The organism is Burkholderia paludis (assembly GCF_000732615.1).
GTDB classification, from domain to species: domain Bacteria; phylum Pseudomonadota; class Gammaproteobacteria; order Burkholderiales; family Burkholderiaceae; genus Burkholderia; species Burkholderia paludis.
In genome coordinates this window covers 34047-59056 of sequence record NZ_JPGL01000017.1, presented here as the reverse complement: position 1 = coordinate 59056, position 25010 = coordinate 34047, and the positions used below count along the sequence as shown (strand labels likewise).

Here is a 25010-nt window from a genome sequence, read left to right as displayed (position 1 = left end):
ATGATTGAACGCAATCGCCAGGCCGCGGCCGTCGCCGCGCCGGCACCCGGTTCCTCGTTCGGCGCGGCGACGCGCGGCCTCGTGCGGCCCGTGATCGCATCGTCGGTGCTGTTCATGCTCGTCACGGGCCTCGCGTATCCGCTGGCCACCACGGGCGTCGCGAACCTGCTGTTCCCGTCGCAGGCGCGCGGCAGTCTCGTCGAGCGCAACGGCAAGACCGTCGGCTCGGCGGTGATCGGGCAACTCTTCACGCACGCCGGCTATTTCCATGCGCGGCCGAGCGCGACGACCGGCACCGATCCGGCCGATCCGTCGAAGACGGTCGATCAGCCGTACAACGCGGCGGGCAGCGGCGCGAGCAACCAGGGGGCGACCAGCAAGAAGCTGCTCGCCGATATCGCCGGGCGCGTGCGCGCGTACCGGCAGGAGAACGCGCTGGCCGACGGCACGCCGGTGCCGGCGGATGCCGTCACCGCGTCCGCGTCGGGGCTCGATCCGGAGATCTCGGTCGCGAACGCGCGGCTGCAGGCGGCGCGGGTCGCGCGGGCGCGCGGCGTCGAGGCCGGGAAGGTCGCGGCGCTGGTCGACCGGATCGCCGCGCCGCGCCAGCTCGGCGTGCTCGGCGAGCCGCGCGTGCGCGTGCTCGACCTGAATCTCGCGCTCGATCGCGCGTTCGGCCAGACGGCCGGCGCGCGGTAACGGCAGGAACCACGGAGTCACTCATGTCCCATATCGAAACCCCGATCAACCCGACGGCCCTGCCGGTCGGCGGCGTGCCGCCGATGCGGTGGACGGCCGTGCTGCGCGAGGCGTTCCGCAAGCTCGCGCCGCAGGTGCAGTTGAAGAACCCGGTGATGTTCGTCGTCTATCTCGGCAGCATCGTCACGACCGTGCTGTGGCTGCAGGCGCTGACCGGCGCCGCCGACGCGCCGGCCGGCTTCATCTTCGCGGTTGCCTGCTGGCTGTGGTTCACCGTGCTGTTCGCGAACGCGGCCGAGGCGCTGGCCGAGGGGCGCGGCAAGGCGCAGGCCGACGCGCTGCGCGCGGCGCGCAAGCGCGTGTACGCGAAGGTGCTCGACGAGCCGAAACAGTACGGCAGCACCAGCCATCGCGTGCCGAGCGACGAACTCGTGGCCGGCAGCATCGTGCTGGTCGAGGCCGGCGACACGATTCCCGCCGACGGCGAGGTGATCGACGGCGTCGCGTCGGTCGACGAATCGGCGATCACCGGCGAATCCGCGCCGGTGATCCGCGAGTCGGGCGGCGATTTCTCGTCGGTGACGGGCGGCACGCGCGTGCTGTCGGACTGGATCGTCGTGAAGATCACCGCGCAGCCGGGCGAGGCGTTCCTCGACCGGATGATCGCGATGGTCGAAGGCGCGAAGCGCGGCAAGACGCCGAACGAGATCGCGCTGACGATCCTGCTGGTTGCGCTGACCATCATCTTCCTGCTCGTGTGCGTGACGCTGCTGCCGTTCTCGCAGTTCAGCGTGCTGCTGAACGCGTCGGGTTCGGCCGTGAGCCTCACCGTGCTGATCGCGCTGCTCGTGTGCCTGATCCCGACGACGATCGGCGCGCTGCTGTCGGCGATCGGCATCGCGGGGATGAGCCGCATGATGCGCGCGAACGTGCTCGCGACCTCGGGCCGCGCGATCGAGGCGGCCGGCGACGTCGACGTGCTGTTGCTCGACAAGACCGGTACGATTACGCTCGGCAACCGCGAGGCCGTGCAGTTCCGGCCGGCGCCGGGCGTGGACGAGCGCGTGCTGGCCGAGGCCGCGCAACTGTCGTCGCTGGCCGACGAGACGCCCGAGGGCCGTTCGATCGTCGCGCTCGCGAAGCAGCGTTTCTCGCTGGGCGGCGCGTCGATCGACGGCGGCGTAGCCGTGCCGTTCAGCGCGCGCACGCGGATGAGCGGCCTCGACATCGGCGAGCGGCAGGTGCGCAAGGGCGCGGCCTCGGCGATCCGGGCGCACGTCGATGCGCTCGGCGGCGCGTTTCCGCAGGCGGTCGAGACGGCCGTCAACGAGATCGCGCGGCGCGGCGGCACGCCGCTCGTCGTGGCCGACGGCGCCCGCGTGCTCGGCGCGATCGAGCTGAAGGACATCGTCAAGCACGGGATCGCCGCGCGCTTCGCCGAGCTGCGCAAGGTCGGCGTGAAGACCGTGATGATCACCGGCGACAACCGGCTCACCGCGGCCGCGATCGCGGCGGAAGCCGGCGTCGACGACTACCTCGCCGAAGCGACGCCCGAGGACAAGCTGCGGCTGATCCGCGAGCACCAGGCGCTGGGTCATCTCGTCGCGATGACGGGCGACGGCACCAACGACGCGCCGGCGCTCGCGCAGGCCGACGTGGCCGTCGCGATGCACAGCGGCACGCAGGCGGCGAAGGAGGCGGCCAACATGGTCGACCTCGACAGCAACCCGACGAAGCTGATGCAGGTGGTCGAGGTCGGCAAGCAGATGATCATGACGCGCGGCGCGCTGACCACCTTCAGCGTCGCCAACGATCTCGCGAAGTATTTCGCGATCATCCCGGCCGCCTTCGTCGCGACCTACCCGGCGCTCGGCGCGCTGAACGTGATGGGGCTGCACAGCCCGACGTCGGCGATCCTGTCGGCGGTGATCTTCAATGCGCTGATCATCGTCGCGCTGATCCCGCTGGCGCTGAAGGGCGTGAAGTATCGTGCCGAGCCGGCCGAGAAGCTGCTGGGGCGCAACCTGTTGATCTACGGCGTGGGCGGGATCGTCGCGCCGTTCATCGGGATCAAGCTGATCGACATGCTGTTGACGCCGTTTATCTGACCGAACGCGCCGTCGCGGCCCCGCGCGCGCCCTCGTGGCGCGCGCGGGGCCGTTCGGCGTTTCAATTGCCGGAAGCGATCATGGATGTGAACGTGAACGAAGCGAATCGACGGGCATCGGGCCGGCGGGACACCGCCGCCCGCCGCGATGGGGCCGGCGCGCGCCGCGACCGCTGGCGGACCGCGCTGCGCGCGTGCGCGGCGATGGCCGACCGCATCGCGGGCGCGGGGCCGGACACGCGGCCGGCGCTGGCCGTGCGCGAGGCGCGCCCGCGCACGCGCGTGTGGCTGTCGCAATACGCGGTGCCGCTGCTGCTGGCCACGCTCGTGTGCGCGCTGGCGACGCTCGCGGCGAGCGCGCTGCTGCGCGTGTTCGATCTGTCGAACGTCGTGATGCTGTTCCTGATGACCGTCGTGCTGATCGCGCTGCGGCTCGGCCGGCTGGCCGGCGCGTGGGCCGCGTTCGTCTGCGTCGGCTGCTTCGACTTCTTCTTCGTCGAGCCGCGGCTGTCGTTCGCGGTGTCCGATACGCAGTATGTGTTCACGTTCGCGCTGATGCTGGCCGTCGCGCTCGCGATCGGCCAGCTCGCGGCGCGGCTGCGCGCGGAGGCGCGTGCCGCGCGCGCGAACGAGAAACGCTCGGCGGCGCTCGCGCGCGTCGCGCACGACCTGTCGGCCGCGATCGAGACCGAGCAGATCGCGTCGATCTGCACCGGTACGATCGCGCCGCTGCTCGGCGTGCGCGTCGCGCTCGTGCTGCCCGATGCGGACGACCGGCTGGCGCCCGCGCCTGGCGCGTGGTTCGTCGATCCGTCGGCCGCGCGCTGGGCGTACGAGCAGGCGCGCGGCGCCGGGTGCGGGCTGCCGCCGTTCGAGCGCGCGGCGGCGCAGTACCTGCCGCTGAAGGCGCCGATGCGCGTGCGCGGCGTGCTCGTCCTGTTCGGCGACGCGCAGCCGGTGCCGACGGACCCCGACGATCGCCGCCTGATCGACGCGCTGTGCTCGTCGATCGCGATGGCGCTCGAACGCGTGCACTACGTCGAGGTCGCGCAGCACACGCTGGTCCGGATCGAGGGCGAGCGGTTGCGCAACGCGCTGCTCGCCGCCGTGTCGCACGACCTGAAGACGCCGCTCACCGCGATCCGCGGGCTCGCCGAGACGCTGGAGCGGCCCGAGCGCCTCGCGGACGGGCAGCCGGCGGCGCTCGCGCACGGCATCCGCAACCAGGCCGAGGCGCTGCACGGGCTCGTCGTGAACCTGCTCGACCTCGCGCGGATGCAGAGCGAGGGCGTCCGGCTCAATCGCGAGTGGCACATGCTCGACGAGATCGTCGGCAGCGCGCTCGCGCATTCGGCCGGCGTGCTGGCCGGCCGCGACGTGAGCGCCGACCTGCCGCCCGACCTGCCGCTGATCGACGTCGACGCGCTGCTGATCGAGCGCGTGCTGATGAACCTGCTCGACAATGCCGCGAAATACGCGGGCGCGGACGCGGCCGTGTCGGTGCGCGCGCGCGTGTTCGGCGAAACGCTGTACGTGTTCGTCGAGGACGACGGGCCCGGCTTCGTCGCGCGCAACACCGAGCCGCTGTTCGAGCCGTTCGAGCGCGAGCGCAAGGAATCGTCGATCAGCGGCGTGGGGCTCGGGCTCGCGCTGTGCCGCAGCATCGTCAACGCGCACGGCGGCTCGATCCGCGCCGTGCCGCTCGATCCGCACGGCGCGCGGTTCGAGATTCGCCTGCCACTGGGCGCGCCGCCCGATATCGAACACGAGAGCCGGACATGATCAGATCGCGCGTACTTATCGTCGAGGACGAGGCGGATATCCGCCGGTTCGTCCGGATGGCGCTGGAACAGGAGGGGCTCGACACCTGCGAGGCGTCCACGGCCCGCGAGGCCCGGATGTATGCGTCGAGCAGCAAGCCCGATCTCGTGATCGTCGATCTCGGGCTGCCGGACGACGACGGCAAGTCGTTCATCCGCGAGCTGCGCGAGTGGTCGACGGTGCCCGTGATCGTGCTGTCCGCGCGCCAGCAGGAGGTGGAGAAGGTCGCGGCGCTCGACGCGGGCGCGGACGATTACCTGCCGAAGCCGTTCGGCGTGCCCGAGCTGCTGGCGCGCGCGCGTGCGCAACTGCGGCGCGCGGCGTTCGTGTCGACCGACGGGCAATCGTCGTCGGTCGTGCGGTTCGGCGACGTGACCGTCGATCTCGGGCGGCACGAGGTCGTGCGCGGCGGCGCGCCGATCCACCTGACGCGCCTGGAATTCCGGCTGCTCGCCGCGCTGATCCGCGCGCGCGGCGGCGTGATCGCCGCGCGGCAGTTGCTGGCCGAGGTGTGGGGCATTCACGACGCGGATCGCGCGCACTACGTGCGCGTGTACATGACGAACCTGCGGCAGAAGCTCGAACCGGTGCCGGCGCGCCCGCGGCACCTGCTGACGGAGCTGCAGTTCGGCTACCGGCTGGTCGGGCTGGAAGCGGCCGGCGCGGCCCGGGAAGTCTAGACAGGTTTGCCCCGTCGCGCGGCCGCATTCGTATGCGTACGGAAAGCAGGCGTTCAGCGTTGTGTAAATAGTAATTAATTGAAATTAAAGGATATTCCCGGCCCATGGCCATAATCGTCCGGCAATTAGTGATAAACACGGATTGCTGGCGATGTCCCTGCGCGGGCAAAGTTGTATGTACAACTTGGGATGTCGCGGATGGCGCGATATCCGGGTTGGAAGATTCACGGCGGGGTTGCCCGACGGGAACGCTTGCCCAGCTCGCCTCTGACAGGAATGCCATGAAGAAACTCGCGCTCAGTATTGCCCTTGCCTGCATCGCGGTCGGTGCCCACGCCAAGGATTGGTCGACGATCCGGTTCGGCGTCGACGCCAGCTATCCGCCGTTCGAATCGAAGGACGCAAGCGGCAAGGTCGTCGGTTTCGACGTCGATCTCGGCAACGAGATCTGCGCCCGCCTGAAGGCGAAATGCGTGTGGGTCGAGAACGACTTCGACGGGATGATCCCCGCGCTGAAGGCGAAGAAGTTCGACGGCGTGCTGTCGTCGATGTCGATGACGCCGGCGCGCGCCGAGCAGATCGCATTCTCCGACAAGCTGTTCAACACGCCGACGCGCCTCGTCGTGAAGAAGGGCGCCAACCTGCAGCCGACCGCCGAATCGCTGAAGGGCAAGTCGGTCGGCGTCGAGCAGGGCACCATTCAGGAAACCTACGCGAAGGTGAACTGGGCGCCGAAGGGCGTGCAGGTCGTGCCGTACCAGAACCAGGACGGCGTGTACCAGGACCTGATGTCCGGCCGCCTCGACGCGACGCTGCAGGACGCGGTGCAGGCCGACATCGGCTTCCTGAAGACGCCGCGCGGCGCGAACTTCGCATTCGCCGGCGGCGACATCGACGATCCGAAGACGCTCGGCAACGGCGCGGGCATCGGCCTGCGCAAGGAAGACGCCGACCTGAAGGCGAAGATCGACCACGCGATCGCCGACCTCATCAAGGACGGCACGTACCGGAAGCTCGAGAAGAAGTACTTCGCGTTCGACGTCTACGGCGGCTGACCCTCCCCGCGGCGCGCGTCGGCTGCGGCGCGCGCCGCGTCCGTCGCCGGGCGCCGCCCGCCTCGCGGGTTGCGTCCGGCTTGATGAGCAGGCCGCATCAAGTAGTGCGCAGATATCGTTTGATGCGCGGTTAATGGCTATTGACAATCCAGCCACCCCGTTCTGGACCCCTCATATGATCTTCCAAGGATTTGGCCCGCTGCTGTGGGCCGGCACGGTCGAGACCGTGAAGCTCGCGGTGCTGTCGCTTGCCGCGTCGCTCGTGCTGGGGCTCGCCGGCGCGGCGGCGAAACTGTCGACTCACCGCGTGCTCCGGTCGGTCGGCACCTTCTATACGACGCTGATCCGCGCGGTGCCCGACCTCGTGCTGATGCTGCTGCTGTTCTACGGGATCCAGATCCTGCTGAACCAGGCCACCGACCTCGTCGGCTGGGACCAGATCGACATCGACCCGTTCGTGGCCGGCGTCGTGACGCTCGGCTTCATCTACGGCGCGTACTTCACCGAGACGTTCCGCGGCGCGTTCCTCGCGGTGCCGCGCGGCCAGCTCGAGGCGGGCTTCGCATACGGGATGGGCGGCTGGCGCGTGTTTCGCCGCATCCTGTTCCCGCAGATGATGCGCTTCGCGCTGCCCGGCATCGGCAACAACTGGCAGGTGCTCGTGAAGGCCACCGCGCTCGTGTCGATCATCGGCCTCGCCGACGTCGTCAAGGCGTCGCAGGACGCCGGCAAGAGCACGCTCGATTTCTTCTTCTTCACGCTGGCCGCGGGCGCGATCTACCTCGCGATCACGACGGTGTCCAACGTCGTGCTGCACCACCTCGAGAAGCGCTATTCCGTCGGTGTCCGGAGGCTCGCACTGTGATCGAAATCGTCAGCCAGTACTGGCAAAGCTATCTTTATACCGACGGCTACCGCTTCAGCGGCCTCGCGATCACGCTGTGGCTGCTGGTCGTGTCGATCGTGCTGGGCTTCGCGCTCGCCGTGCCGCTCGCGATCGCGCGCGCGTCGTCGAACCGCTGGATCTCGGGCCCGGTCTGGCTCTACACGTACGTGTTCCGCGGCACGCCGCTCTACGTGCAGCTGCTGATGTGCTACACCGGGATCTACAGCCTGCAGGTCGTGCACGATCACGTGCTGCTCGACACGTTCTTCCGCAACGCGATGAACTGCACGCTGCTCGCGTTCGTGCTGAACGAATGCGCGTATGCGACCGAGATCTTCGCGGGCGCGATCAAGGCGACGTCGGCCGGCGAGATCGAGGCCGGGCTCGCGTACGGGATGTCGCGCTTCAAGCTCTATACGCGGATCGTCCTGCCGTCGGCGCTGCGCCGCTCGCTGCCGAGCTACAGCAACGAAGTGATCCTGATGCTGCACGCGACGACGCTCGCGTTCACGGCCACCGTGCCCGACATCCTGAAGGTCACGCGCGACGTCAATTCGGCTACCTACATGTCGTTCCAGGCCTACGGCATCGCGGCCGTCCTGTACGCCGCCGTCGTGTTCACGCTCATCTGGGCGTTCCGCAAGCTCGAGACGCGCTGGCTCGCGTACCTCGCGCCGCGCGGTCATTAATGCATTCGCAACGAAGGATCCAGCATGTACAAGCTCACCGTTGACAACCTGCACAAGAAGTTCGGCGACAACGAGGTGTTGAAGGGCGTGTCGATGAAGGCGAAGGCCGGCGACGTGATCAGCATCATCGGTTCGAGCGGCTCCGGCAAGAGCACGTTCCTGCGCTGCATCAACTTCCTCGAGCAGCCGTGCTCGGGGCAGATCACGATCGGCAGCGAGCCGATCCAGACCACCCGCGACCGTAGCGGGGCGCTGCGCGTGGCCGACCAGAAGCAGTTGCAGCGGATGCGCACGAAGCTGTCGATGGTGTTCCAGCACTTCAACCTGTGGGCGCACATGACGGTGCTCGAGAACGTGATCGAGGCGCCGATGGCCGTGCTCGGGGTCGGCAAGGAAGAGGCGATCGCGCGGGCGCGCAAGTACCTGGAGAAGGTGGGGCTCGCGCCGCGCGTGGAAGGCATGTATCCGTCGCACCTGTCGGGCGGCCAGCAGCAGCGCGTCGCGATCGCGCGCGCGCTGGCGATGGAGCCGGAAGTGATGCTGTTCGACGAGCCGACGTCGGCGCTCGACCCGGAGCTGGTGGGCGAAGTGCTGAAGGTGATGCAGAAGCTCGCCGAGGAAGGCCGCACGATGGTCGTCGTCACGCACGAGATGGGCTTCGCGCGCAACGTGTCGAATCACGTGATCTTCCTGCACCAGGGGAAGATCGAGGAGGAAGGCAATCCGCAGGAGATTCTCGTGAATCCGAAGAGCGAACGGCTCGGGCAGTTCCTGTCGGGCCGGCTGAAGTAGACGCACCGGCGGCGTCGCGCATCGCCCGCGACGTCGCGAACTGGAACGCTAAATGCTTGTCACGCGTGATCCTCGCGACGAAGGAGCACCACGATGAGCACGCCGACCACCACCGCCTTTTCCCACGTGAAGCCCCAGGACACCGCGTTTCGCGGCGAAGGGCTGCGCGACTTCTTCCTGTACCGCGATCTCGGCATCGCGGCCGCGACGAACGGCAAGGTCGTCGCGCAGCTCGTCAGGGCGAATCATGCACCGGTAGCGGGCACCGGCTGGCACCGCCACGAGGCCGAGTTCCACATCGTGATCATGCTGAAGGGCTGGGCGCGCTTCATGTACGGCGACCAGGAAACGCTGGTGGCCGCCGGCGACTGCGTGCACCAGGCGCCGGGGATCGTCCACTACCTGTTCGACTACTCGCCGGACATGGAGTATCTGGAGATCGTCGGGCCCGCCGATTTCAAATCCATCGACGTCGAAGGGCCGTGCGCCGTGCCGCCGCCCACGCCGTGGGAAAGCGCGGGCGCGTAGCCGCCCGGGTTCCGGGCGGGCACTTGCGAACGGCTGCATCAGGGTGGCCGCCGCGCCGATCCTGCGCGGCGGGACGCTGTCGCGTGCGGCGCCGGCGCGACACGCCGCGTTCCGGTCGGACACATTCTTTCGAATTCCGAACCGCTGCGAAGCCGAAGATCCGGATGAAAGAAAGGCATTCGTCAGGTTCGGCCGCCGGCGGGCGAGGCGATGTCAAAGATCGTCAATTGTGCGCGGGCGCGGTGCACGGCTTGTCGACCGTCGGCGTTAAGTAGGTACCGGCCGGATCTCCGGCCGACCTACTCGGGAGAGTTTCATGAACCGCATCGCGAAGATCCTCACCGCCACCGCACTTGCCTGCGTGGTTCTCGTTCCGGCACTGGCCGAAGCCCATCCGCACCGTGTGTGCCATTTCGATCATCACCACCATCGCGTTTGCCACTGGGTGCGATAACCCCGGCTGTTCCCGGCGATGACCGGGGCGCATGAATGTTCCAGGCAAATCAGGAGAGGACCATGAAAAAAACGATGTTGATCGCCGCGCTCGTCGCCGGCATGGGCATGTCGATCGGTGCGTTCGCGCAGGTTCCGGCCAGCGCGCCGACCGGCACGACCGGCCTGTGCAAGGACGGCTCGTTCTACTCGGGCGCGTCGAAGAAGGGCGCGTGCGCCGGCCACAAGGGCGTGAAGACCTGGTACGGCGCGTCGGCCGCCGCCGCGGCCAGCGCGCCGGCGGCAGCGCCCGCCGCGGCGGCTTCGGCTGCCGCCGCATCCGGCACCGCGCCCGCGAAGAGCGCCGCTGCGACGACGGCAGCCGCCGCGCCCGGCGGCGGCCCGGGCAAGGTGTGGGTCAACGACAGCACCAAGGTCTATCACTGCCCGACCGACAAGTACTACGGCAAGACCAAGCACGGCAGCTACATGTCGGAAGCGGACGCGAAGGCGAAGGGCTTCCACGCGTCGCACGGCAAGGCCTGTTCGTAAGACGGGCCCCGACGCGCGAGGCCGCCGCCTCGCGCGTTGCCGGCACGCTGCCTGAACGCGCGCCCCGCCAGCACGGCGGGGCGTTTTATTTTTCGCGCCGGCGATTGCCGCGCCGCGCCGGTTCACCCGGCATGGTGCGATGGCGCATCGGTCGTCGCGGCGTGCGTTGTCGCGCGCGCATCGAGCAGCGCGCGCAGCGTGACGTAGTGCGAGCCGTCCGCATCGCCTTCCGCGCCCGCGGTGCGGTCGTACGGCTCGTTGTCGTGGATCGTCGCGCGCACGATCGGATAGATCTGCGTTTCCCAGCGGCTGCCGTTGAATACGCCGTAGTGGCCGGCCCCCGTCTGCACATGGTGCGTCTTCAGATACGGTGGCAACCCCGAACACAGCTCCTGCGCGGCCACCGTCTGGCCCACCGCGCAGATATCGTCCTTCTCGCCTTCGATCGTCAGCAGCGCGGTGCGATGAATCGCCGCCGGTTCGACGAGCCGGTCGCCGACCGTCAGCTCGCCGCGGGCGAGCGCGTATTGCTGGAACACCTTCTCGACCGTCTCCAGATAGAACTCCGCGGTGAGATCCGCCGTCGCGAAATACTCGTCGTAGAAGTGCCGCAGCGTATCGGCTTTCGCCGGATCGCCTTTCGCGCGCTGGTAGTACAGGTCGGCGAACGACGCCGCGTGCCGGTCGGGGTTCATCGACATGAACGCGCCCACCTGCACGAATCCCGGATACACGCACCGCTGCGCACCGACGAAGCCGGCCGGCACGACGCTGATCAGGTTGCGCGCGAACCATTCGATCGGCTGGCTCGTGGCGAGCGCGTTGACCTTGGTCGGATTCACGCGGCAGTCGATCGGGCCGGCCATCAGCGTCAGGCTCGCGGGCTGCGCCGGATCGCCGCCGGCCGCCATCAGCGCGACCGCCGCGAGCGCGGCGACGGTCGGCTGGCAGATCGCGAGCACATGCGCGTCCGGGCCGATCTGGCGGATGAAGTCGATCACGTGCGCGACGTATTCGTCGAAACCGAACCGTCCGGCCGTCAGCGGAATGTCGCGCGGGTTGTGCCAGTCGGTGATGTACACGTCGTGGTCGGCGAGCATCGTGTGCACGGTGCCGCGCAACAGCGTCGCGAAATGCCCGGACATCGGCGCGACGATCAGCACGCGCGGCTGGCGCGCGACCGGCCGCGCCTTGCGGAAATGCAGCAGCGTGCCGAACGGCGTGGCCGCGGCGGCTTCCTCGACGATCGGCACCGTTTCGCCGTCGACGTCGATCGACGCGATGCCGAACGGCGGCCGCCGATGCGAGAACGCGCAGCATTCGAGCAGCTCGCACAGCGCGTCGAGCATGCGGCCGCCCGGCGTCGCGGTGGCGGGCGGCCACAGCGACATCGTCGCGCGTGCGGCGGCGGCCCATGCGCGCGCCGGGCGCGTGCATTCGGCAGACCATTGATAGAACGGGTAGGCAAGCAGATTCATGACCGTCGCTCGTTGTGCCGCGTTGGATTGAACGAGGCAAGCCATGTGCCAGCGCGCGTCTGGCACGCGCGTTGCACGCGGTTCGGGAGCGCGGCGGTGCAGGCGGCGCGCGAGAAGCGGCAATCGCACGCGGTGCGTCGCCGCGCCGTTGCGGCGGGCAACCCGGGCCGCGACGGCGTGCGCGGCTGCGCCAGTTCGGCGAATGCGCGGCACCGGCGTGGTGCGGGCGGCACCTCGCGGCGTCCGTTTTCGGTGCAGGGGCACGAACGGCATTGGACAGGGGAGCGACATGGAATCCACCGGACAGACGACGCTGACCATCAGCAGCCGCAATTACTCGTCGTGGTCGATGCGCGGCTGGCTGCTCGCGAAGCTGAGCGGGCTGCCGTTCGAGACGGTCAGCGTGCCGATCGATGCGGCGTCGCGCGCGGAGTTGCTGCTGCTGTCGCCGTCGATCCTCGTGCCGTGTCTGACGCACGACGGCAACGCGGTGTGGGATACGCTCGCGATCGCCGAATACCTGAACGAAATCCGGCCGCAGGCGCGGCTGTTGCCGGAGGACCGGCACGCCCGCGCGCATTGCCGGTCGATCTGCGGCGAAATGCATTCCGGCTTCAGCGCGCTGCGATCCGCGTTGCCGATGAACCTGCGCGCGCATTTCCCCGGCTTCCGGATCTGGTCGCGCGCGCAGCACGACATCCAGCGGATCGTGACGATCTGGCGCGAGTGCCTGGCCGCATACGGCGGCCCCTGGCTGTTCGGCGCGGAGATCGGCATCGCCGACGCGATGTACGCGCCCGTCGTCACGCGCTTCCTGACCTACGACGTGAAGCTGGAGCCCGATATCGCCGAGTACTGCATGCAGGTGCTCGCGCAACCGTTCGTGGCGGAGTGGATCGACGCGGCGAAAGCGGAGCATGAGGACATCGACGAACTCGACATGGAGTTCTGAGCGCCGGATCGCGCGCGGCACACGCGGCATGCGTGCAACGATCGGATGAATGGCGTCTGATCACGCCGCGCTTAAATCAGAGGAATCGAAGCCCGCCGCGCGATCCCGCGCGGCGGGCTTCACGCGCGATCGGGGTAAACATCGTCCGCGCGCTGCCGATAACGCAGGTCCACTGACCGCTAGAGAAATACGTGAAACCGTTCGTCATGCTTGTCTGTGCCGCTGCGTTGGTCATGTCGGCCGGCTGCGCCCAACTCCGCTCCGGAGGTCAGGACGCGAATGCGCGCGACGACGCGTCTTCCGCGTCGACGCCGCTCGTCGATTTCGTCATACCCGCCGATGCGCTCGGCGCACGCGATCCCCAACTGACCGCGATGCTGGCGAAAGTCGGCGCGCTGGCGTCGAAGCAGTCGCAGCCGATGACGATCCGCGTGGCTGCGCTGCCGCAGGATTTCGGCTACCTGAACCAGTCGCTCCGGCGCGGCATCGCGACGCCGCGCGCCGCATCGGTGCGTGTCGAGAACGTTGCGGCCGGGAGTTGCCGGCCGTACAGCGTGCAGGTCGAACCGACCCAGACCCGGTAACAGGAGATCCCGCGATGCTACGACTGTCGATCTGTACGGCCATGCTCGTGTGCGGCGCCGCGTTCGCGGCGCCGCCCGGCGACGCAACATCGTCCGCCCCGGCCGCGTCCAACCAGGTGTTTCCGCCGCTGCCGCCGTACGCGTCGCTGCCGCCGGGGGCGGGCGGCGACGACGAAGCGCAGGCGAGCGCACCGGCGGGCGGGCGCCACGCGAGGCGCTCGCGCCACGCGCCGCCCGCGAAGAAGGCGCCGGAGTTTCAGGTGCATCTCGTCGTGACCGAGGCGTCGCGTGCGGTGCTCGCGGCCGAGGACAGGAAGCTCGACGACGCGCTGGCGAAAGGCGCGCGTGAATCGCGTCCGACAGGCGCCGGCGCCGCTGCGCTGGCGATGACGCAATGAAGCGGCACGATCGATGCGGCGGATGCGCGCCGCGCCGCCCCCGCTTGTTCCCGATGCGATCGGCCGCCCTGTCGTGGCTGGGGGCCGCGATGCTGCTGGGTGCGCTGTACGTCGCGCCGGCGCGGGCGGACGACGCGGTGCCCGACGGCGCCTGTTTCGAACGCGCGGCCGGCTATCAGGGCGTCAACCCGCAGATCCTGCGCGCGATCGCCTGGTACGAATCGAAGGGCAATCCCGCGGCCGTGCACCGCAACGCGGACGGCAGCATCGACGTCGGCCAGACCCAGATCAACTCGGTGCACTTCGGCGAACTGCGCCGCTACGGTGTGCCGCCGGGCGCACTGAAGGACGCGTGCGTGAACATCTACGTCGCGGCGTGGATGCTGAAGCGCAAGATGGTCCGCTACGGGAACACCTGGCAGGCGATCGGTGCGTATCACTCGGAAACGCCGCGCTTGCGGGACGAATACGCGCGCAACATCCACGCGGTGCTCGTGTCGTGGGGCCTGCATGAATGAGCGTTGCGTATTGGCGGCCGGGTGCGGTGCAGGCCCGGAGCCCGGCGTGCGGCCGGCCGGCGCGCGCCGCGGCACGTGCGGCTGTCTGCCGCATTTCCGGACGCATCGCGCCGGGATGCTCGCGCAAACGATTCGTAACCGATGCCGCGCCGGCGACCGGCGCCGACGTTAAAGAACCCCGTGTCGCGTGTCGTAAACGGGGACACGGGGTACGGCGGCGATGATCGCGCATGAAGCGCGGCGCCGCCGGACAAGAAAGTCAGCGCAGCAGGGGAATCGATTTGAATCGTCAGCAATCGTGGACGCGTACGGCGGCGCCCGGAGAAATCATTTACTCCGAGGGTTTTGCGGGCGAGCCCGTCATCTTTCTGATCACGGACGGCAAGGTCGAGCTGTCCACGCGATGCGACGACAAGCGTGTCGTCGTCGCGACGCTCGGCCGTGGCGAGTTCTTCGGCGAATCCGCGTTGCTCGCGGCCGAGCCGCGCGCCCATACGGCGAAGGCGCTTTCATTCTGTCAGCTTACGGTCGTGCCGACCGCCATGCTCGATGATGAAATCGAGCGCGTGTCGGCGCTGCTGCGTCATATCGTGCGGACGCTGATCCGCCGCGTGAAGCGCAAGGACGACCAGCTCGCGACCTATACGCATGCCGACTTCATGCCGGGCGTGCTGTCGTATGCGCACGTGCTGGCGCTGATGGCGGGCGCCGACGCGCGCGAGGGCGGCGACACGTGGGCGCGCCGGCCGATGCAGGTGCATGCGGCCGAAACCTCGGTGCCGCTTGCCGACGTGATCCGCAAGTGCCGCGCGATCGCCGGCCATTCGCGGCCGCACGTGCTCGCGATGCTGCGACGCATGGAGAAGCTCAATCTCGTCACGATCGAGGCCGCGCAGGCGGACCATGCCGGCGGGACGATCGACCATGCGGCGTCGTCCGATGCGCGCCAGGTCGTGACCTTCGACGCCGCACGCGTGATCGATCGCGCGCAGCAGGTGGCCGATCACGATCTCGACCTGTCGATCAACAGCGAACTCGAGCTGATCGAGCTGGTCGATCTCGAATCGTTGATCGGCGTCGAGAAGACGCTGTTGCTCAGCAAGCTGTCGAACGGCGAGATCGCGGACGAGGTGTTCGCGTTCCGCAAGTCGAAGGTGCTCAGCTACGTCGAGCAAAAGGGCGTGGCGTATTTCTCGCGGCGCAATCCGCGCCGCGGCGGCGACGTGCGCGCGCTGGAGGATCTCGTGCGGGTCGACTCGCGCACGCTGTTCGACGTCGTCAGCGCGTTCGATACGTACGATCTCGCGAAGCTGATCGCGAGCCTCGACGATCGCGCGGTGGCCGACAAGCTGTTCTCGGTGATGACCGAGGCGCGGCGCAACGAGGTGTCGTGGGTGATGCGCCGCGAACTCAAGCTCGACCCGCTCGAGGTCGAGGACATCGAGCAGCGCGTGCTGGATGCCGTGCGCGCGGCGAAAGCGCCCGCGGCGGGCGCCGCGCCTGTCGCTTCGGCAACGGACGCATGACGGGAGCGCACGCATGGACCTCTTGACCCTGGCCGGTGTGGTGCTTGGCGGTGCGGCGATCGTGTTCGGTTTCGCGCTGGAAGGCGGGCATTTCCCGATGCTGTTCCAGTTCGAGGCGCTCGTCATCGTGCTTGGCGGCACGCTCGGCGCCGTGATGATCCAGAACACGTGGGCGCGTTTCCTCGACGCGGTGAAGCAGTTGCGGCTCGCGTTCGTGCGGGCGCGCGAGGTCGATCGCCAGAACCTGTCCGACCTGCTCGAATGGGGCGACCGCGCCAAGCTGAACGGGCTGCTCGCATTCGAGTCGATGGATGTGAGCGGCATCCATCCGTTCGCGCGCCGCGGGCTCGAACTGCTGGCGAACGGCGTGTCGACCGCCGTGCTCGAGGATGCGCTGCAGCGCGAACTCGACGCGTACGAGCGCAGCCGCCTGGCCGCCGCGCGCGTGTGGCAGCAGGCAGGCGGCTATGCGCCGACGTTCGGCATCCTCGGCTCGGTGCTCGGGCTCGTGCAGGTGACGAGCCACATGCTCGAACCGGCGCAGCTCGGGCCGGGCATCGCGGTCGCGTTCATCGCGACGCTGTACGGGCTGGCGCTGGCGAACCTCGTGTTCCTGCCGCTGTACGGCAAGCTGCGCGCGCAGATCGACAGCGAGCTGCGGTTTCGCAAGCTGTATCTCGACGGATTGCTGGCGATTTCGCGCAAGGAATCGCCGCATACGATCGAAACGCGCCTGACCGGCGACGTGCGCGGCCGCGCGGCCGAGTCGCTCGCATGATGGGCGCGTGCCGCAGGACGAACCTGGATCACCGACCGCATGACTGCTCGAACTGACGGCGCCTCGGCCGCCGATCGCGACCACGACGAACCCGAAGGCGCGCAATCCGGCCGCTGGCTGATTTCGTACGCGGACCTCATCACGACGCTGATGGTGCTGTTCCTGGCGCTGTACGTGCTCCAGCTGGCGAAGTACAACGCGCTCGATGCGCGCTACCAGACGCTCGCGCGGCATGCCGGCGGCGCGGCGGACGCCGCCCCGCCCGGGCGCGCGCCGGCGTGGCTCGCGCTGCTCGATACGCTGAAGACGGATGGCCGGATATCGCTCGTGAAGGCGCCGCACGGCGTCGAGATCGGCATCGACGCGAAGATCCTGTTCAATGTCGGCGACGCGCGGCTGCTGCCCGATGCCGCGCCGGTGCTGGACCGGATCGCGCAGGCGCTGGGCGATCACGCGACCGGCGACATCCTCGTCGAGGGGCACACGGACAGCGTGCCGATCGCGAACGCGAAATACGAATCGAACTGGGAGCTGTCGTCGGCGCGCGCCGGGAGCGTCGTGCGCTACCTGACCGAGCGCGGCGTGGCGCCGCACCGGCTCGCGGCGATCGGGCGGGCCGATACGCAGCCGCTCGTGACGGGCGACGATGCGGCGGCGCGCGCGAGGAACCGGCGCGTGACGATCTTCGTCGCATACTGACCGGCGTGCGCGCGACCGGGCGCGACCGGCCGCATCGGCCCACCTGACAACAACATAACAAATCCCGCATGATCGACATCTGAAATCAGCGATGCGGTTCCGCGCCTGCCTGCCGATAACCCAAACTGGCTCAGACCGAGCGGTTATCGAGGGTTCCCCATGCATTTCTGGCGCAAGCTTTCCATTCAGAACAAGCTGATTTTCAGCATGACGAGCTGCCTGCTCGTGTTCGTCGCGATTTCGAGCGGGCTCAGCCTTCGCCTGATCGGCAACGCCGTGCGCGATCGCGTCGTGCGCGAGGAACTGCCGACGGCCTTGAACGGCATCCGCGCCGACGTGCAGCGGCAGATGGCCGGGCCGATCGCCGCGTCGCGCATCCTCGCGCGCGACGCGTTCCTGCTGCAATGGGAAGCCGACGGCGAACCCGACGCCGGCACGCGCAACTGGATCCAGCTCGCGAAGAACGTGAAGGACGAGCAGAAGGCCGCGTCGGTGCAGTGGGTGTCCGTGAAGAGCGGCAACTACTACAACGAAGCCGGCCTGCAGCGGAAGGTGACCGACCAGGACCGCTGGCTGACCGGCTTCCTGGCGTCGGGCAAGGCGTTCGACGTGAACATGGACCGCGAGGTGACGGTCGGCGGCTACATGATGTTCATCAACAGCCGCATCGAGCTCGACGGCGCGCCGATCGGCGCGGCCTGCATGAGCCTGTCCGTCGATGCGCTCGCGAAGGGCATCGCGTCGTACCGGATCGGCGAGACCGGGTTCGCGTATCTCGTGCGCCCCGACGGCGCGATCATGATGCATCGCGATTCGTCGCTGATCGACGGCAAGCACTTCCTGAAGGACCAGCAGGGGCTGCCCGGCGACGCGTCGTCGACGCTGCTGGCCGGCAAGCCGTATGCGTACCTGAGCTACGACGGCGACGGCGGCGCGCGCTTCATCGCCACGTCGTTCATTCCGGAGCTGAACGCGTACGTCGTCGTCGAGGTGCCGCAGGCGGAACTGCTCGGGCCCGTGACGCGCGCGATCCGCAGCGCGGCGCTGGTCGCGGCGGTGGCGGGGCTCGGCGTCGCGCTGCTCGTGATCTGGCTGGTCGGGCGCGCGATCGCCGCGCCGATCCGCCGGGCGGCGACGCTGCTGTCGGAGATCGCCAGCGGCCAGGGCGACCTCACGCGCCGGATGACGGTCGAGAGCCAGGACGAGATCGGGCAACTGTCGGATGCGTTCAACCGGTTCGTGTCGTCGCTGTCGACGCTGGTCCACCGGATTCGCACGGCTTCCGCGTCGATCGCGACCGGTTCGGCGCAGATCGCGTCGGGGAACGCGGATCTCAGCGAGCGTACCGAAGGGCAGTCGAGCAACCTGGAACGGACGGCTTCGTCGATGGAAGAGATCACGGCCGTGGTGCGGAACAACACGGAGACGGCGACGACGGCCGCGCGGATGATCAACGGCGCATCGGATACGGCGGCGCGCGGCGGGCAGGTGGTGGGCGAGGTCGTGAGCACGATGCGCGAGATCAGCGACGCGTCGCAGCGGATCTCCGAGATCATCGTGATGATCGACAGCATCTCGTTCCAGACGAACATTCTCGCGCTGAACGCCGCCGTCGAGGCGGCGCGGGCCGGCGAGCAGGGGCGCGGGTTCGCGGTGGTCGCGTCGGAAGTGCGGAATCTGGCGCAGCGCAGCGCGCAGGCGGCGAAGGAGATCAAGGCGCTGATCGAGCACAGCGCGGGCACGGTGAGCGCCGGGTCGCGGCTGGTCAGCGATGCGGGCAAGGTGATGAGCGATGTCGTGTCGCAGGTGCAGGGGGTGAGCGCGATGATGAGCGAGATTGCCGAGGCGAGCCTGGAGCAGAGCGCCGGCATCGACCAGATCGGCGACGCGGTGCAGTCGCTCGACCAGATGACGCAGCAGAACGCGGCGCTGGTGGAGGAAAGCGCGGCGGCGGCGGCGAGCCTGAAGCAGCAGGCGGCGGAGCTGACCCGGCTGGTGTCGGCTTTCAAGGTGGATGAATGAAGTCCGGTTTGCGTTTTAGAATGTCGCGTTTCTGAGGGGCGGCTGCCGTGGATTCGCGGCAGCCGTTTGATCTGTCGGCGCGGGATTCGGTGACGTCAATAAAAATGAAGCGCTTTTTCGGATGGAAGGCCGGCGCGGGAGCGGTGGCGCTCGTCGCGGTCGTTGCGGTGGTCGGGGCGAAGATGATCCGGTCGCCCACCGATGCGTATCTGGCCTATCGCAAGCAGGCCACCGACGAGATCGGCGCGGCGCAATGGGACGACAAGATGGCGCTGGACAAGAAGTACACGCCGGAGGTCAACGCGCGGCTCGCGAAACTGGTCGGGAAGGTCGACGCGAAAGGGTTTCCCGCGAAGGCGGGGAGCACCGTCGACGGCCTCTACATCGACGGCGGGACGACGCCCGGGCCGGACGGCCTGTTCCTGAAATCGAACGACGGAAAGGTGAGTCTCGTCGTGACGACGGTGCCGCTGCTGAAGGCCTGGGTGGCGACGGCGGATGCGGGGATCAAGTCGCCGGACGACGTCGCGGCCATTTTCGACAACGAGACGTTTTACGCCGACATCTTCGACGACGACGCGATGGCGTTCCGCTTCACCGAATTGCCGGTGAAGCGCAAGCCGGCCGACGCCGTGGTGAAGGCGTTGCTGTTGGGTCACAGCCAGGACGGGATGCCGGATGCGCCGAGCACGATGGCGGTATCGATCCGGCAGGGGGAGCGGGCCTACATCCTGTGGCGGGATGCGACGTTGCCGGCGATCGCCGCCTGCAATGCGGAAGGGCTGACCGATGAACAGCGCAAGGCTTGTTACGACACGCATGTGCCGCGACAGAAGTACTATGCGCGGCTGCTGTCCGAAGTACAGGCGATGGTCGATGCCGTCGTCCGATAGGACGCAACGGCATCGACTGCCGCCGGGTCGACCGGCCGTTCCGTTGCGCTTTCGCCAACCCTGCCAGCCCTTTCCGTCATGACCATTGCTTTCGAATCTCCCGACCAGGCCGACGTCATCGCCCTCATCGCCGATCTGGACGCGTACCAGGACACGCTGTACCCGCCCGAGAGCCGGCATGTCGTGGATATCGCGTCGCTGAAGCAAGCCAATGTGCTGTTTGCCGTCGCACGGGACGGCGACGGTCAGGCCGTCGGCTGCGGGGCGATCGTCCTCCACCCCGGATTCGGCGAACTGAAGCGCATGTACGTCAGCCCGCGCGGCCGTGGGCAGGGCATCGCCAGGACACTCATGGCGAGGCTCGAGTCGCGGGCAATCGAGCTCGGCTGTACGGTGCTCCGGCTGGAAACCGGCCCTTGTCAACACGAGGCGCTGGCCTTGTATGCGTCCGCGGGATATGAGCGCCGCGGGCCGTTCGGCGATTACGCGGACGACCCGTTGAGCGTATTCATGCAGAAGCGCATCGCGGCCTGAGACGCCGGCGGCATTCGCCCGCTCGTCCGCAGCGTCGCACGTGCACATGCACGTGCGGGTGCGACGTTGCACGCCGCCCTTCGCCATTCGGCGGATGCCGGCGCATCGCGGCGTCCGCGTCGACGCCCGTCGCGCACCTCCCTGGTTACATTCTGAAACACTCGGCCGGTCAACGGCAGCCCGCACCGGGCGTTGAGCAATGATCTGAAGATAGCTGCAGTCTCTATCGAAAAAGGAGTCTGGTCATGCGTCACAGTGTCAGGGCGGTTGCCGTCGGGAGTTTCCTCGCGTTGTCTTGTACCGTTGCGCAGCCGAAGCCCGTTTTTTCCGATACCGGATACGCGGCGGACGCCTACGGCGCGGCCGATCGCTATCCGTTGCCGGTGCCCGGCCACGGGAGAACCCAGCAGCAGTTCGTCGGCTACTACACCCATTTCGACAAGGTGCGCATGACCGATCCCGTGGCGCGGGCCGGCACCCCGTCGATACTGAAATCGTCCGGGCGGGAGCTGTCGCTGATCTACCCGTATGCCGGGCAGAACCGCAATCTCGACGACTATCTCGAGCGCAATCCGGTAACGGGGCTGCTGATCGCGCGCGACGACACGATTCTCTACGAACACTATCGTTACGCCCGGACGGACGCCGACCGTTTCATGTCGCAATCGATGGCGAAGACGATCGTCGGCCTGCTGGTCGGCATCGCCGTCTCCGAAGGCGCGATCCACTCGATCGACGATCGCGCGGCGGCCTATGTGCCGGAGCTGGCGGACAGCCCGTACGGGCAGACCTCGATCCGCGACCTGCTGCACATGTCGTCCGGCGTCCATTTCTTCGAAGACGACAATGCCGGCGACGACCGCGACAAGTTCGGGCTCGAACTCTTCGATCCGCACGGGCTCGGCGCGATCGACGCCGTCAGGCACTTCAACACGCGCGAGCGGGCGCCCGGCACGCACTTCAGCTATGCGAGCATCGAAACCGAAGTGCTCGGCCTCGTGGTGAGCCACGCCACCCGCATGAGCGTCGCGCAATACGCGAGCGAGCGCATCTGGCAGAAGATGGGCATGGAGTCGGATGCATCGTGGGGACGCGACGCGACCGGGGAGAACATCACCTATTGCTGCGTGAGCGCCACGCTGCGCGACTGGGCCCGGCTCGGCATGATGCTCGCGCATGACGGCCAGTGGAACGGCCGGCAGATCGTGCCGCGCGACTGGCTGCTGCAGGCGACGACGGTCGCGCCCGGCGACGGCTTTCTCGCGCCGGGCAAGGCCAACCCGGTGTTCGGCTACGGGTACCAGGTGTGGTTGTTGCCGGGCGAGCGGCGCATGTTCGCGCTGCAGGGGATGGACGGCCAGAGAATCATCGTCGACCCGGCGTCGAAGCTCGTCCTCGTGCAGACGGCCGTATGGACCAACGACCACGATCCAGGCATGAAGGAGGTTTATGCACTGTGGTACGCGCTCGTCGCCCAGTATGGAAACGCCAGCCTCGCCAGCCGTTGACGGGCCGCGTGCGGGACGTGCGGCCGGCAGGGTGACGCGGCGGGCGCATCGCGTGGCGACCGCCGCGCGGGAACGGCGCGGCCATCCGCGGCGTTCGTGCGAAGATTGAGCGCCACGCGCATCCGGCCGCACCGCGCCGGACGCGCATCCTTCCGTCGTCCACCCGCCCAATCATCATGGACCGCTTCGAAAGCATGTCGGTGTTCGTCGAGATCGTCAGCACCGGCAGCCTGACCACCGCGGCCGAGCGGCTCGGCCTGTCGTCGAGCATGGTCGGCAAGCACCTGAACGCGCTCGAAGCGCGTCTCGGCGTGAAGCTGCTGCACCGCACGACGCGCCGTCATCATCTGACCGAGGCCGGCGTGCTCTACCTGGAGCATTGCCGCGACATCCTCGAGCGGGTCGAGACCGCCGACGACGCCGCGTCGACGCTCGGCGGCGACCCGTCCGGCCACCTGCGCATCGCCGCGCCGATTTCGTTCGGCGTCACGCAGCTCGCCCCCGCCGTCGCCGTTTTTCTCGCGCAGTATCCGCGCGTCGATATCGAACTCGTGCTGACCGATGCGGCAGTCGATCCGGTCGGCGACGGCATCGACCTCGCGTTTCGCGTCGGGCCGCTGGCCGATTCGTCGCTGGTCGCGCGGCCGTTGCCGTCGTATTACCGGATGGTCGTGTGCGCGTCGCCGGACTACCTGGCCCGGCACGGCACGCCGGCGACGCCGCAGGATCTGCTGAACCACGATTGCCTGGGCCATACGCGCTGGGGGCCGCGTTACCGGTGGCGGTTCGACGGGCCCGACGGCGCGCTCGAAGTGCCGGTCGCGTACCGGTTGCGCGTCGACAGCGGCCCCGCGCTGCGCGAGGCCGCGCTGGCCGGCGGCGGCGTGATCCTGCAGCCGCTCGGCCTGGTCAAGGCCGACCTCGAGGCGGGCCGCCTGCAGCGGCTGCTGGCCGCGTACGAATCGCGCGGCCGCGATTTCTACCTGCTCTACGCGCGCGATGCCGGCGCGCCGGCCAAGCTCCGCGCGTTCATCGCGTTTGCGCTCGATCATTTTGCGGTTGCGGAGCCGGCGCGTTGAGCCCGTCGTCGGGCAGCGCGGCGAACACTTCCGCCACGACGCCCAGCGCATTGTTCACGGCCGCGCCGCCGCCGTAGAACATCGTCTGCAGGATCGCCTCGACGATCTGCTCGCGCGTCGCGCCGGCAACCAGCGCCGCTTCGACGTGCGCGCGCAATTGCGGGAGCGCGTAGCCGAGCGTCACGCAACTGGCGATCACGACCAGCTCGCGGGTCGCGAGGTCGAGCCCGGGCCGGTCGAGCACGCCGGCGAACGCCCATTGCATCGTCATCGTCAGGAAGTCGGGGCAGAGCGTTTCGCGCGACTGCGCCAGATCCTTGCCGCTGTGCGCGCCGTGCAGGCGCTCGAACAACGCGAGACCACGGGCATAGGTGTCGTCGCGGGGAAGAAGGGGTTGCGTCATCGTTGACCTCGTCGTGAAGCGCCGAAATGCCGGCGGACCCATGGAGTGTGCGGCGCCGGCGCGCCCGGAAAAACCCGGCGCGGGTCGTAACAGTTCCCACCGCGAGTGGGCAATGCGTGACCGGCCGGCCGTGCGCGCGGCGGCGCTCGCCGCCGGGCGCCGTTCGTGCGAAGATCGACCGCACCTCACACACGCACGGGAACGACGTGACCCGATTCCACCCCGACAGAGAGCCGGCGGCCGCCCATCCGCCGTGGATGCCCGTCGCGCTGGCCGAGCGCGGCATCCGGCGGCACCCGCCGGGCAGCATCAACCCGCGCATCGTCGAATACAACGACCAGACGAACCTGGCCGGTTACGACGACAAGATTTCCTGGTGCTCGTCGTTCGTCAACTGGTGCATGACGCATGCCGGCATGCGCGGCACGGGCTCGGCGCTCGCGCGTTCGTGGCTCGAATGGGGCCGGCCGCTGGAGCGCCCCGTGTACGGCTGCATCGCCGTCCTGACGCGCGACGATCCCGCGAGCTGGAAAGGGCATGTCGGTTTCTACCTGCGGCACGACCGCGAACACGTGCATCTGTTCGGCGGCAACCAGCTGGAAGAGGTGCGCGAACTCGCGTATCCGTTGCACGAAGTGATCGGATACCGCTGGCCCGACGCCGGCTGAGCCGCGGCGCGGATCGTCCCGCATGCAACCGAAATCGGCGTGCTAGAGTAGCCCGGTCGTCCTCCTCGACCCGCATCCACCCGAATCGCCATGAGCTATCTTCCCCAACTCGCCGCAGTGGGCGGCGTGATGTGGCTGGCGTGCGTCAGCCCCGGCCCCGACCTGATCGCCGTTTCCTCGCATGCGCTCGGCCATCGCCGCGCCGGCCTGCTGGCCGCGCTGGGCATCGCGTCGTCGCATGCGGCCTGGGCCGCGATGGCGATTTTCGGGCTCGGCCTGATCGTCGCGAAACTCGCGTGGCTGTACGAGGCGATCCGCATCGCCGGCGCCGCGTACCTGATCTATCTGGGCGTCAGGACGTTGGCGGGCCTGCGCCAACCGGCGCCGCAGCCCGAGGCCGCGAGCCGGCCGGTCGTGCGCGGCGGCGTGCACGCGTACCGGAAAGGGCTGCTGGTCGGCCTGACGAATCCGAAAGCCGCCGCGTTCTTCGGCAGCCTGTTCGTCACGCTGCTGCCCGCGCATGCGCCGGCCTGGGTGCATGGCGCGACGCTGGCCGTGGTCGTCGCCGTCTCGCTGACGTGGTTCTGCACGGTTGCCGTGCTGTTCTCGACGAACCGCGTGCAGACGGGCTATGCGAAGTTGCGCAAGCCGATCGACGCGGTGATGGGAACGATCCTGCTGGGGCTCGGCGCGAAGCTCGCGCTGGACCGGTAGGCACGCCCGCACGCT

27 protein-coding genes are annotated in these 25010 nt (G+C 68.6%); 25 read left to right on the top strand and 2 right to left on the bottom strand.

Translation table 11 applies throughout. The annotated features are described in order from the left end of the window. The 11 genes from kdpC to GQ56_RS0112675 all read left to right on the top strand — a co-directional run bounded on the left by kdpC (position 1) and on the right by GQ56_RS0112675 (position 10241). A complete protein-coding gene (kdpC, locus tag GQ56_RS0112725) occupies positions 1-699 on the top strand; it encodes a potassium-transporting ATPase subunit KdpC (protein ID WP_081894898.1) in 699 nt (232 codons plus the stop codon). An 83-nt stretch (positions 700-782) separates the two neighbouring features. Continuing rightward, the gene (gene kdpB / locus GQ56_RS0112720; RefSeq protein ID WP_052001369.1) at positions 783-2807 is read left to right on the top strand and encodes a potassium-transporting ATPase subunit KdpB; all 2025 of its coding nucleotides are present in this window, start codon (positions 783-785) and stop codon (positions 2805-2807) included. Positions 2808-2887: 80 nt separating this feature from the next. Next, complete coding sequence (locus GQ56_RS0112715) at positions 2888-4588, top strand: DUF4118 domain-containing protein (protein WP_031399017.1); 1701 nt, start codon at positions 2888-2890, stop codon at positions 4586-4588. Further along, positions 4585-5307 (top strand): response regulator, encoded by a 723-nt coding sequence (locus GQ56_RS0112710; RefSeq protein ID WP_031399016.1) that lies wholly within the window; start codon positions 4585-4587, stop codon positions 5305-5307. Before GQ56_RS0112715 ends, GQ56_RS0112710 begins: the two co-directional genes overlap by 4 nt. 281 nt (positions 5308-5588) lie before the next feature. Next, positions 5589-6362: an ABC transporter substrate-binding protein gene (locus GQ56_RS0112705; RefSeq protein WP_031399015.1), complete on the top strand. Its 774-nt coding sequence runs from the start codon at positions 5589-5591 to the stop codon at positions 6360-6362. A 175-nt stretch (positions 6363-6537) separates the two neighbouring features. Then, entirely contained in the window at positions 6538-7227 is a 690-nt protein-coding gene (locus GQ56_RS0112700) for an ABC transporter permease (protein ID WP_031399014.1), read from the top strand. Beyond that, positions 7224-7937, top strand: coding sequence for an ABC transporter permease (locus GQ56_RS0112695; protein WP_031399013.1), 714 nt, complete (start codon positions 7224-7226; stop codon positions 7935-7937). Before GQ56_RS0112700 ends, GQ56_RS0112695 begins: the two co-directional genes overlap by 4 nt. Before the next feature lie 24 nt (positions 7938-7961). Then, positions 7962-8729, top strand: a complete 768-nt coding sequence (locus GQ56_RS0112690; RefSeq protein ID WP_031399012.1) for an ABC transporter ATP-binding protein — start codon at positions 7962-7964, stop codon at positions 8727-8729. A gap of 93 nt (positions 8730-8822) precedes the next feature. Further along, positions 8823-9257 carry a cupin domain-containing protein gene (locus GQ56_RS0112685; RefSeq protein WP_031399011.1) on the top strand — a complete coding sequence of 145 codons (435 nt, stop codon included), beginning with the start codon at positions 8823-8825 and terminating at the stop codon, positions 9255-9257. A gap of 316 nt (positions 9258-9573) precedes the next feature. Further along, entirely contained in the window at positions 9574-9711 is a 138-nt protein-coding gene (locus tag GQ56_RS46040; protein ID WP_162836102.1) for an HHHH-motif protein, read from the top strand. A gap of 62 nt (positions 9712-9773) precedes the next feature. Further along, the gene (locus GQ56_RS0112675; RefSeq protein WP_031399009.1) at positions 9774-10241 is read left to right on the top strand and encodes a DUF3761 domain-containing protein; all 468 of its coding nucleotides are present in this window, start codon (positions 9774-9776) and stop codon (positions 10239-10241) included. A 122-nt stretch (positions 10242-10363) separates the two neighbouring features. Here the strand turns inward: GQ56_RS0112675 and GQ56_RS0112670 are convergent, their stop codons facing one another. Next, positions 10364-11719: a polyhydroxyalkanoate depolymerase gene (locus GQ56_RS0112670; RefSeq protein ID WP_031399008.1), complete on the bottom strand. Its 1356-nt coding sequence runs from the start codon at positions 11717-11719 to the stop codon at positions 10364-10366. Positions 11720-12008: 289 nt separating this feature from the next. Between GQ56_RS0112670 and GQ56_RS0112665 the strand changes: the two genes are divergently transcribed. The 12 genes from GQ56_RS0112665 to GQ56_RS0112610 all read left to right on the top strand — a co-directional run bounded on the left by GQ56_RS0112665 (position 12009) and on the right by GQ56_RS0112610 (position 23210). Continuing rightward, positions 12009-12671 carry a glutathione S-transferase family protein gene (locus GQ56_RS0112665; protein ID WP_031399007.1) on the top strand — a complete coding sequence of 221 codons (663 nt, stop codon included), beginning with the start codon at positions 12009-12011 and terminating at the stop codon, positions 12669-12671. 191 nt (positions 12672-12862) lie between these two features. Continuing rightward, positions 12863-13255 carry a hypothetical protein gene (locus tag GQ56_RS0112660; RefSeq protein ID WP_407638587.1) on the top strand — a complete coding sequence of 131 codons (393 nt, stop codon included), beginning with the start codon at positions 12863-12865 and terminating at the stop codon, positions 13253-13255. Between the two features lie 14 nt (positions 13256-13269). Next, positions 13270-13653, top strand: a complete 384-nt coding sequence (locus tag GQ56_RS39325; protein ID WP_031399005.1) for a hypothetical protein — start codon at positions 13270-13272, stop codon at positions 13651-13653. A gap of 53 nt (positions 13654-13706) precedes the next feature. Then, entirely contained in the window at positions 13707-14171 is a 465-nt protein-coding gene (locus tag GQ56_RS0112650; protein WP_031399004.1) for a lytic transglycosylase domain-containing protein, read from the top strand. A gap of 281 nt (positions 14172-14452) precedes the next feature. Continuing rightward, positions 14453-15697, top strand: coding sequence for a Crp/Fnr family transcriptional regulator (locus GQ56_RS0112645; RefSeq protein WP_031399003.1), 1245 nt, complete (start codon positions 14453-14455; stop codon positions 15695-15697). Between the two features lie 13 nt (positions 15698-15710). Continuing rightward, positions 15711-16475, top strand: coding sequence for a flagellar motor protein (locus GQ56_RS0112640; RefSeq protein ID WP_031399002.1), 765 nt, complete (start codon positions 15711-15713; stop codon positions 16473-16475). 39 nt (positions 16476-16514) lie between these two features. Continuing rightward, positions 16515-17174 carry an OmpA/MotB family protein gene (locus GQ56_RS0112635; RefSeq protein ID WP_031399001.1) on the top strand — a complete coding sequence of 220 codons (660 nt, stop codon included), beginning with the start codon at positions 16515-16517 and terminating at the stop codon, positions 17172-17174. Between the two features lie 159 nt (positions 17175-17333). Further along, positions 17334-19196 carry a methyl-accepting chemotaxis protein gene (locus GQ56_RS0112630; protein WP_031399000.1) on the top strand — a complete coding sequence of 621 codons (1863 nt, stop codon included), beginning with the start codon at positions 17334-17336 and terminating at the stop codon, positions 19194-19196. A gap of 104 nt (positions 19197-19300) precedes the next feature. Beyond that, positions 19301-20089 (top strand): hypothetical protein, encoded by a 789-nt coding sequence (locus GQ56_RS0112625; protein ID WP_031398999.1) that lies wholly within the window; start codon positions 19301-19303, stop codon positions 20087-20089. Positions 20090-20167: 78 nt separating this feature from the next. Beyond that, a complete protein-coding gene (locus GQ56_RS0112620; RefSeq protein ID WP_031398998.1) occupies positions 20168-20623 on the top strand; it encodes a GNAT family N-acetyltransferase in 456 nt (151 codons plus the stop codon). Between the two features lie 245 nt (positions 20624-20868). Continuing rightward, the gene (locus GQ56_RS0112615; protein ID WP_043301341.1) at positions 20869-22131 is read left to right on the top strand and encodes a serine hydrolase domain-containing protein; all 1263 of its coding nucleotides are present in this window, start codon (positions 20869-20871) and stop codon (positions 22129-22131) included. A 176-nt stretch (positions 22132-22307) separates the two neighbouring features. After that, a complete protein-coding gene (locus tag GQ56_RS0112610) occupies positions 22308-23210 on the top strand; it encodes a LysR family transcriptional regulator (protein ID WP_031398996.1) in 903 nt (300 codons plus the stop codon). Here the strand turns inward: GQ56_RS0112610 and GQ56_RS0112605 are convergent. Beyond that, entirely contained in the window at positions 23161-23613 is a 453-nt protein-coding gene (locus tag GQ56_RS0112605) for a carboxymuconolactone decarboxylase family protein (RefSeq protein ID WP_075122931.1), read from the bottom strand. The genes GQ56_RS0112610 and GQ56_RS0112605 overlap by 50 nt on opposite strands. A 257-nt stretch (positions 23614-23870) precedes the next feature. Between GQ56_RS0112605 and GQ56_RS0112600 the strand changes: the two genes are divergently transcribed. Together GQ56_RS0112600 and GQ56_RS0112595 are read left to right on the top strand one after the other, a co-directional pair. Continuing rightward, positions 23871-24281: a TIGR02594 family protein gene (locus GQ56_RS0112600; protein WP_031398994.1), complete on the top strand. Its 411-nt coding sequence runs from the start codon at positions 23871-23873 to the stop codon at positions 24279-24281. 90 nt (positions 24282-24371) lie between these two features. After that, a complete protein-coding gene (locus GQ56_RS0112595) occupies positions 24372-24995 on the top strand; it encodes a LysE family translocator (protein ID WP_031398993.1) in 624 nt (207 codons plus the stop codon). The last annotated feature ends 15 nt before the right edge of the window (positions 24996-25010 follow it).

Bases quoted from the DNA above. Each gene is read 5' to 3' on its own strand.
- kdpC (WP_081894898.1), top strand. From the start codon at position 1: ATGATTGAACGCAATCGCCAGGCCGCGGCCGTCGCCGCGCCGGCACCC.
- kdpB (WP_052001369.1), top strand. From the start codon at position 783: ATGCGGTGGACGGCCGTGCTGCGCGAGGCGTTCCGCAAGCTCGCGCCG.
- GQ56_RS0112715 (WP_031399017.1), top strand. From the start codon at position 2,888: ATGGATGTGAACGTGAACGAAGCGAATCGACGGGCATCGGGCCGGCGG.
- GQ56_RS0112710 (WP_031399016.1), top strand. From the start codon at position 4,585: ATGATCAGATCGCGCGTACTTATCGTCGAGGACGAGGCGGATATCCGC.
- GQ56_RS0112705 (WP_031399015.1), top strand. From the start codon at position 5,589: ATGAAGAAACTCGCGCTCAGTATTGCCCTTGCCTGCATCGCGGTCGGT.
- GQ56_RS0112700 (WP_031399014.1), top strand. From the start codon at position 6,538: ATGATCTTCCAAGGATTTGGCCCGCTGCTGTGGGCCGGCACGGTCGAG.
- GQ56_RS0112690 (WP_031399012.1), top strand. From the start codon at position 7,962: ATGTACAAGCTCACCGTTGACAACCTGCACAAGAAGTTCGGCGACAAC.
- GQ56_RS0112685 (WP_031399011.1), top strand. From the start codon at position 8,823: ATGAGCACGCCGACCACCACCGCCTTTTCCCACGTGAAGCCCCAGGAC.
- GQ56_RS46040 (WP_162836102.1), top strand. From the start codon at position 9,574: ATGAACCGCATCGCGAAGATCCTCACCGCCACCGCACTTGCCTGCGTG.
- GQ56_RS0112675 (WP_031399009.1), top strand. From the start codon at position 9,774: ATGAAAAAAACGATGTTGATCGCCGCGCTCGTCGCCGGCATGGGCATG.
- GQ56_RS0112670 (WP_031399008.1), bottom strand. From the start codon at position 11,719: ATGAATCTGCTTGCCTACCCGTTCTATCAATGGTCTGCCGAATGCACG.
- GQ56_RS0112665 (WP_031399007.1), top strand. From the start codon at position 12,009: ATGGAATCCACCGGACAGACGACGCTGACCATCAGCAGCCGCAATTAC.
- GQ56_RS39325 (WP_031399005.1), top strand. From the start codon at position 13,270: ATGCTACGACTGTCGATCTGTACGGCCATGCTCGTGTGCGGCGCCGCG.
- GQ56_RS0112650 (WP_031399004.1), top strand. From the start codon at position 13,707: ATGCGATCGGCCGCCCTGTCGTGGCTGGGGGCCGCGATGCTGCTGGGT.
- GQ56_RS0112640 (WP_031399002.1), top strand. From the start codon at position 15,711: ATGGACCTCTTGACCCTGGCCGGTGTGGTGCTTGGCGGTGCGGCGATC.
- GQ56_RS0112635 (WP_031399001.1), top strand. From the start codon at position 16,515: ATGACTGCTCGAACTGACGGCGCCTCGGCCGCCGATCGCGACCACGAC.
- GQ56_RS0112630 (WP_031399000.1), top strand. From the start codon at position 17,334: ATGCATTTCTGGCGCAAGCTTTCCATTCAGAACAAGCTGATTTTCAGC.
- GQ56_RS0112625 (WP_031398999.1), top strand. From the start codon at position 19,301: ATGAAGCGCTTTTTCGGATGGAAGGCCGGCGCGGGAGCGGTGGCGCTC.
- GQ56_RS0112620 (WP_031398998.1), top strand. From the start codon at position 20,168: ATGACCATTGCTTTCGAATCTCCCGACCAGGCCGACGTCATCGCCCTC.
- GQ56_RS0112615 (WP_043301341.1), top strand. From the start codon at position 20,869: ATGCGTCACAGTGTCAGGGCGGTTGCCGTCGGGAGTTTCCTCGCGTTG.
- GQ56_RS0112610 (WP_031398996.1), top strand. From the start codon at position 22,308: ATGGACCGCTTCGAAAGCATGTCGGTGTTCGTCGAGATCGTCAGCACC.
- GQ56_RS0112605 (WP_075122931.1), bottom strand. From the start codon at position 23,613: ATGACGCAACCCCTTCTTCCCCGCGACGACACCTATGCCCGTGGTCTC.
- GQ56_RS0112600 (WP_031398994.1), top strand. From the start codon at position 23,871: ATGCCCGTCGCGCTGGCCGAGCGCGGCATCCGGCGGCACCCGCCGGGC.
- GQ56_RS0112595 (WP_031398993.1), top strand. From the start codon at position 24,372: ATGAGCTATCTTCCCCAACTCGCCGCAGTGGGCGGCGTGATGTGGCTG.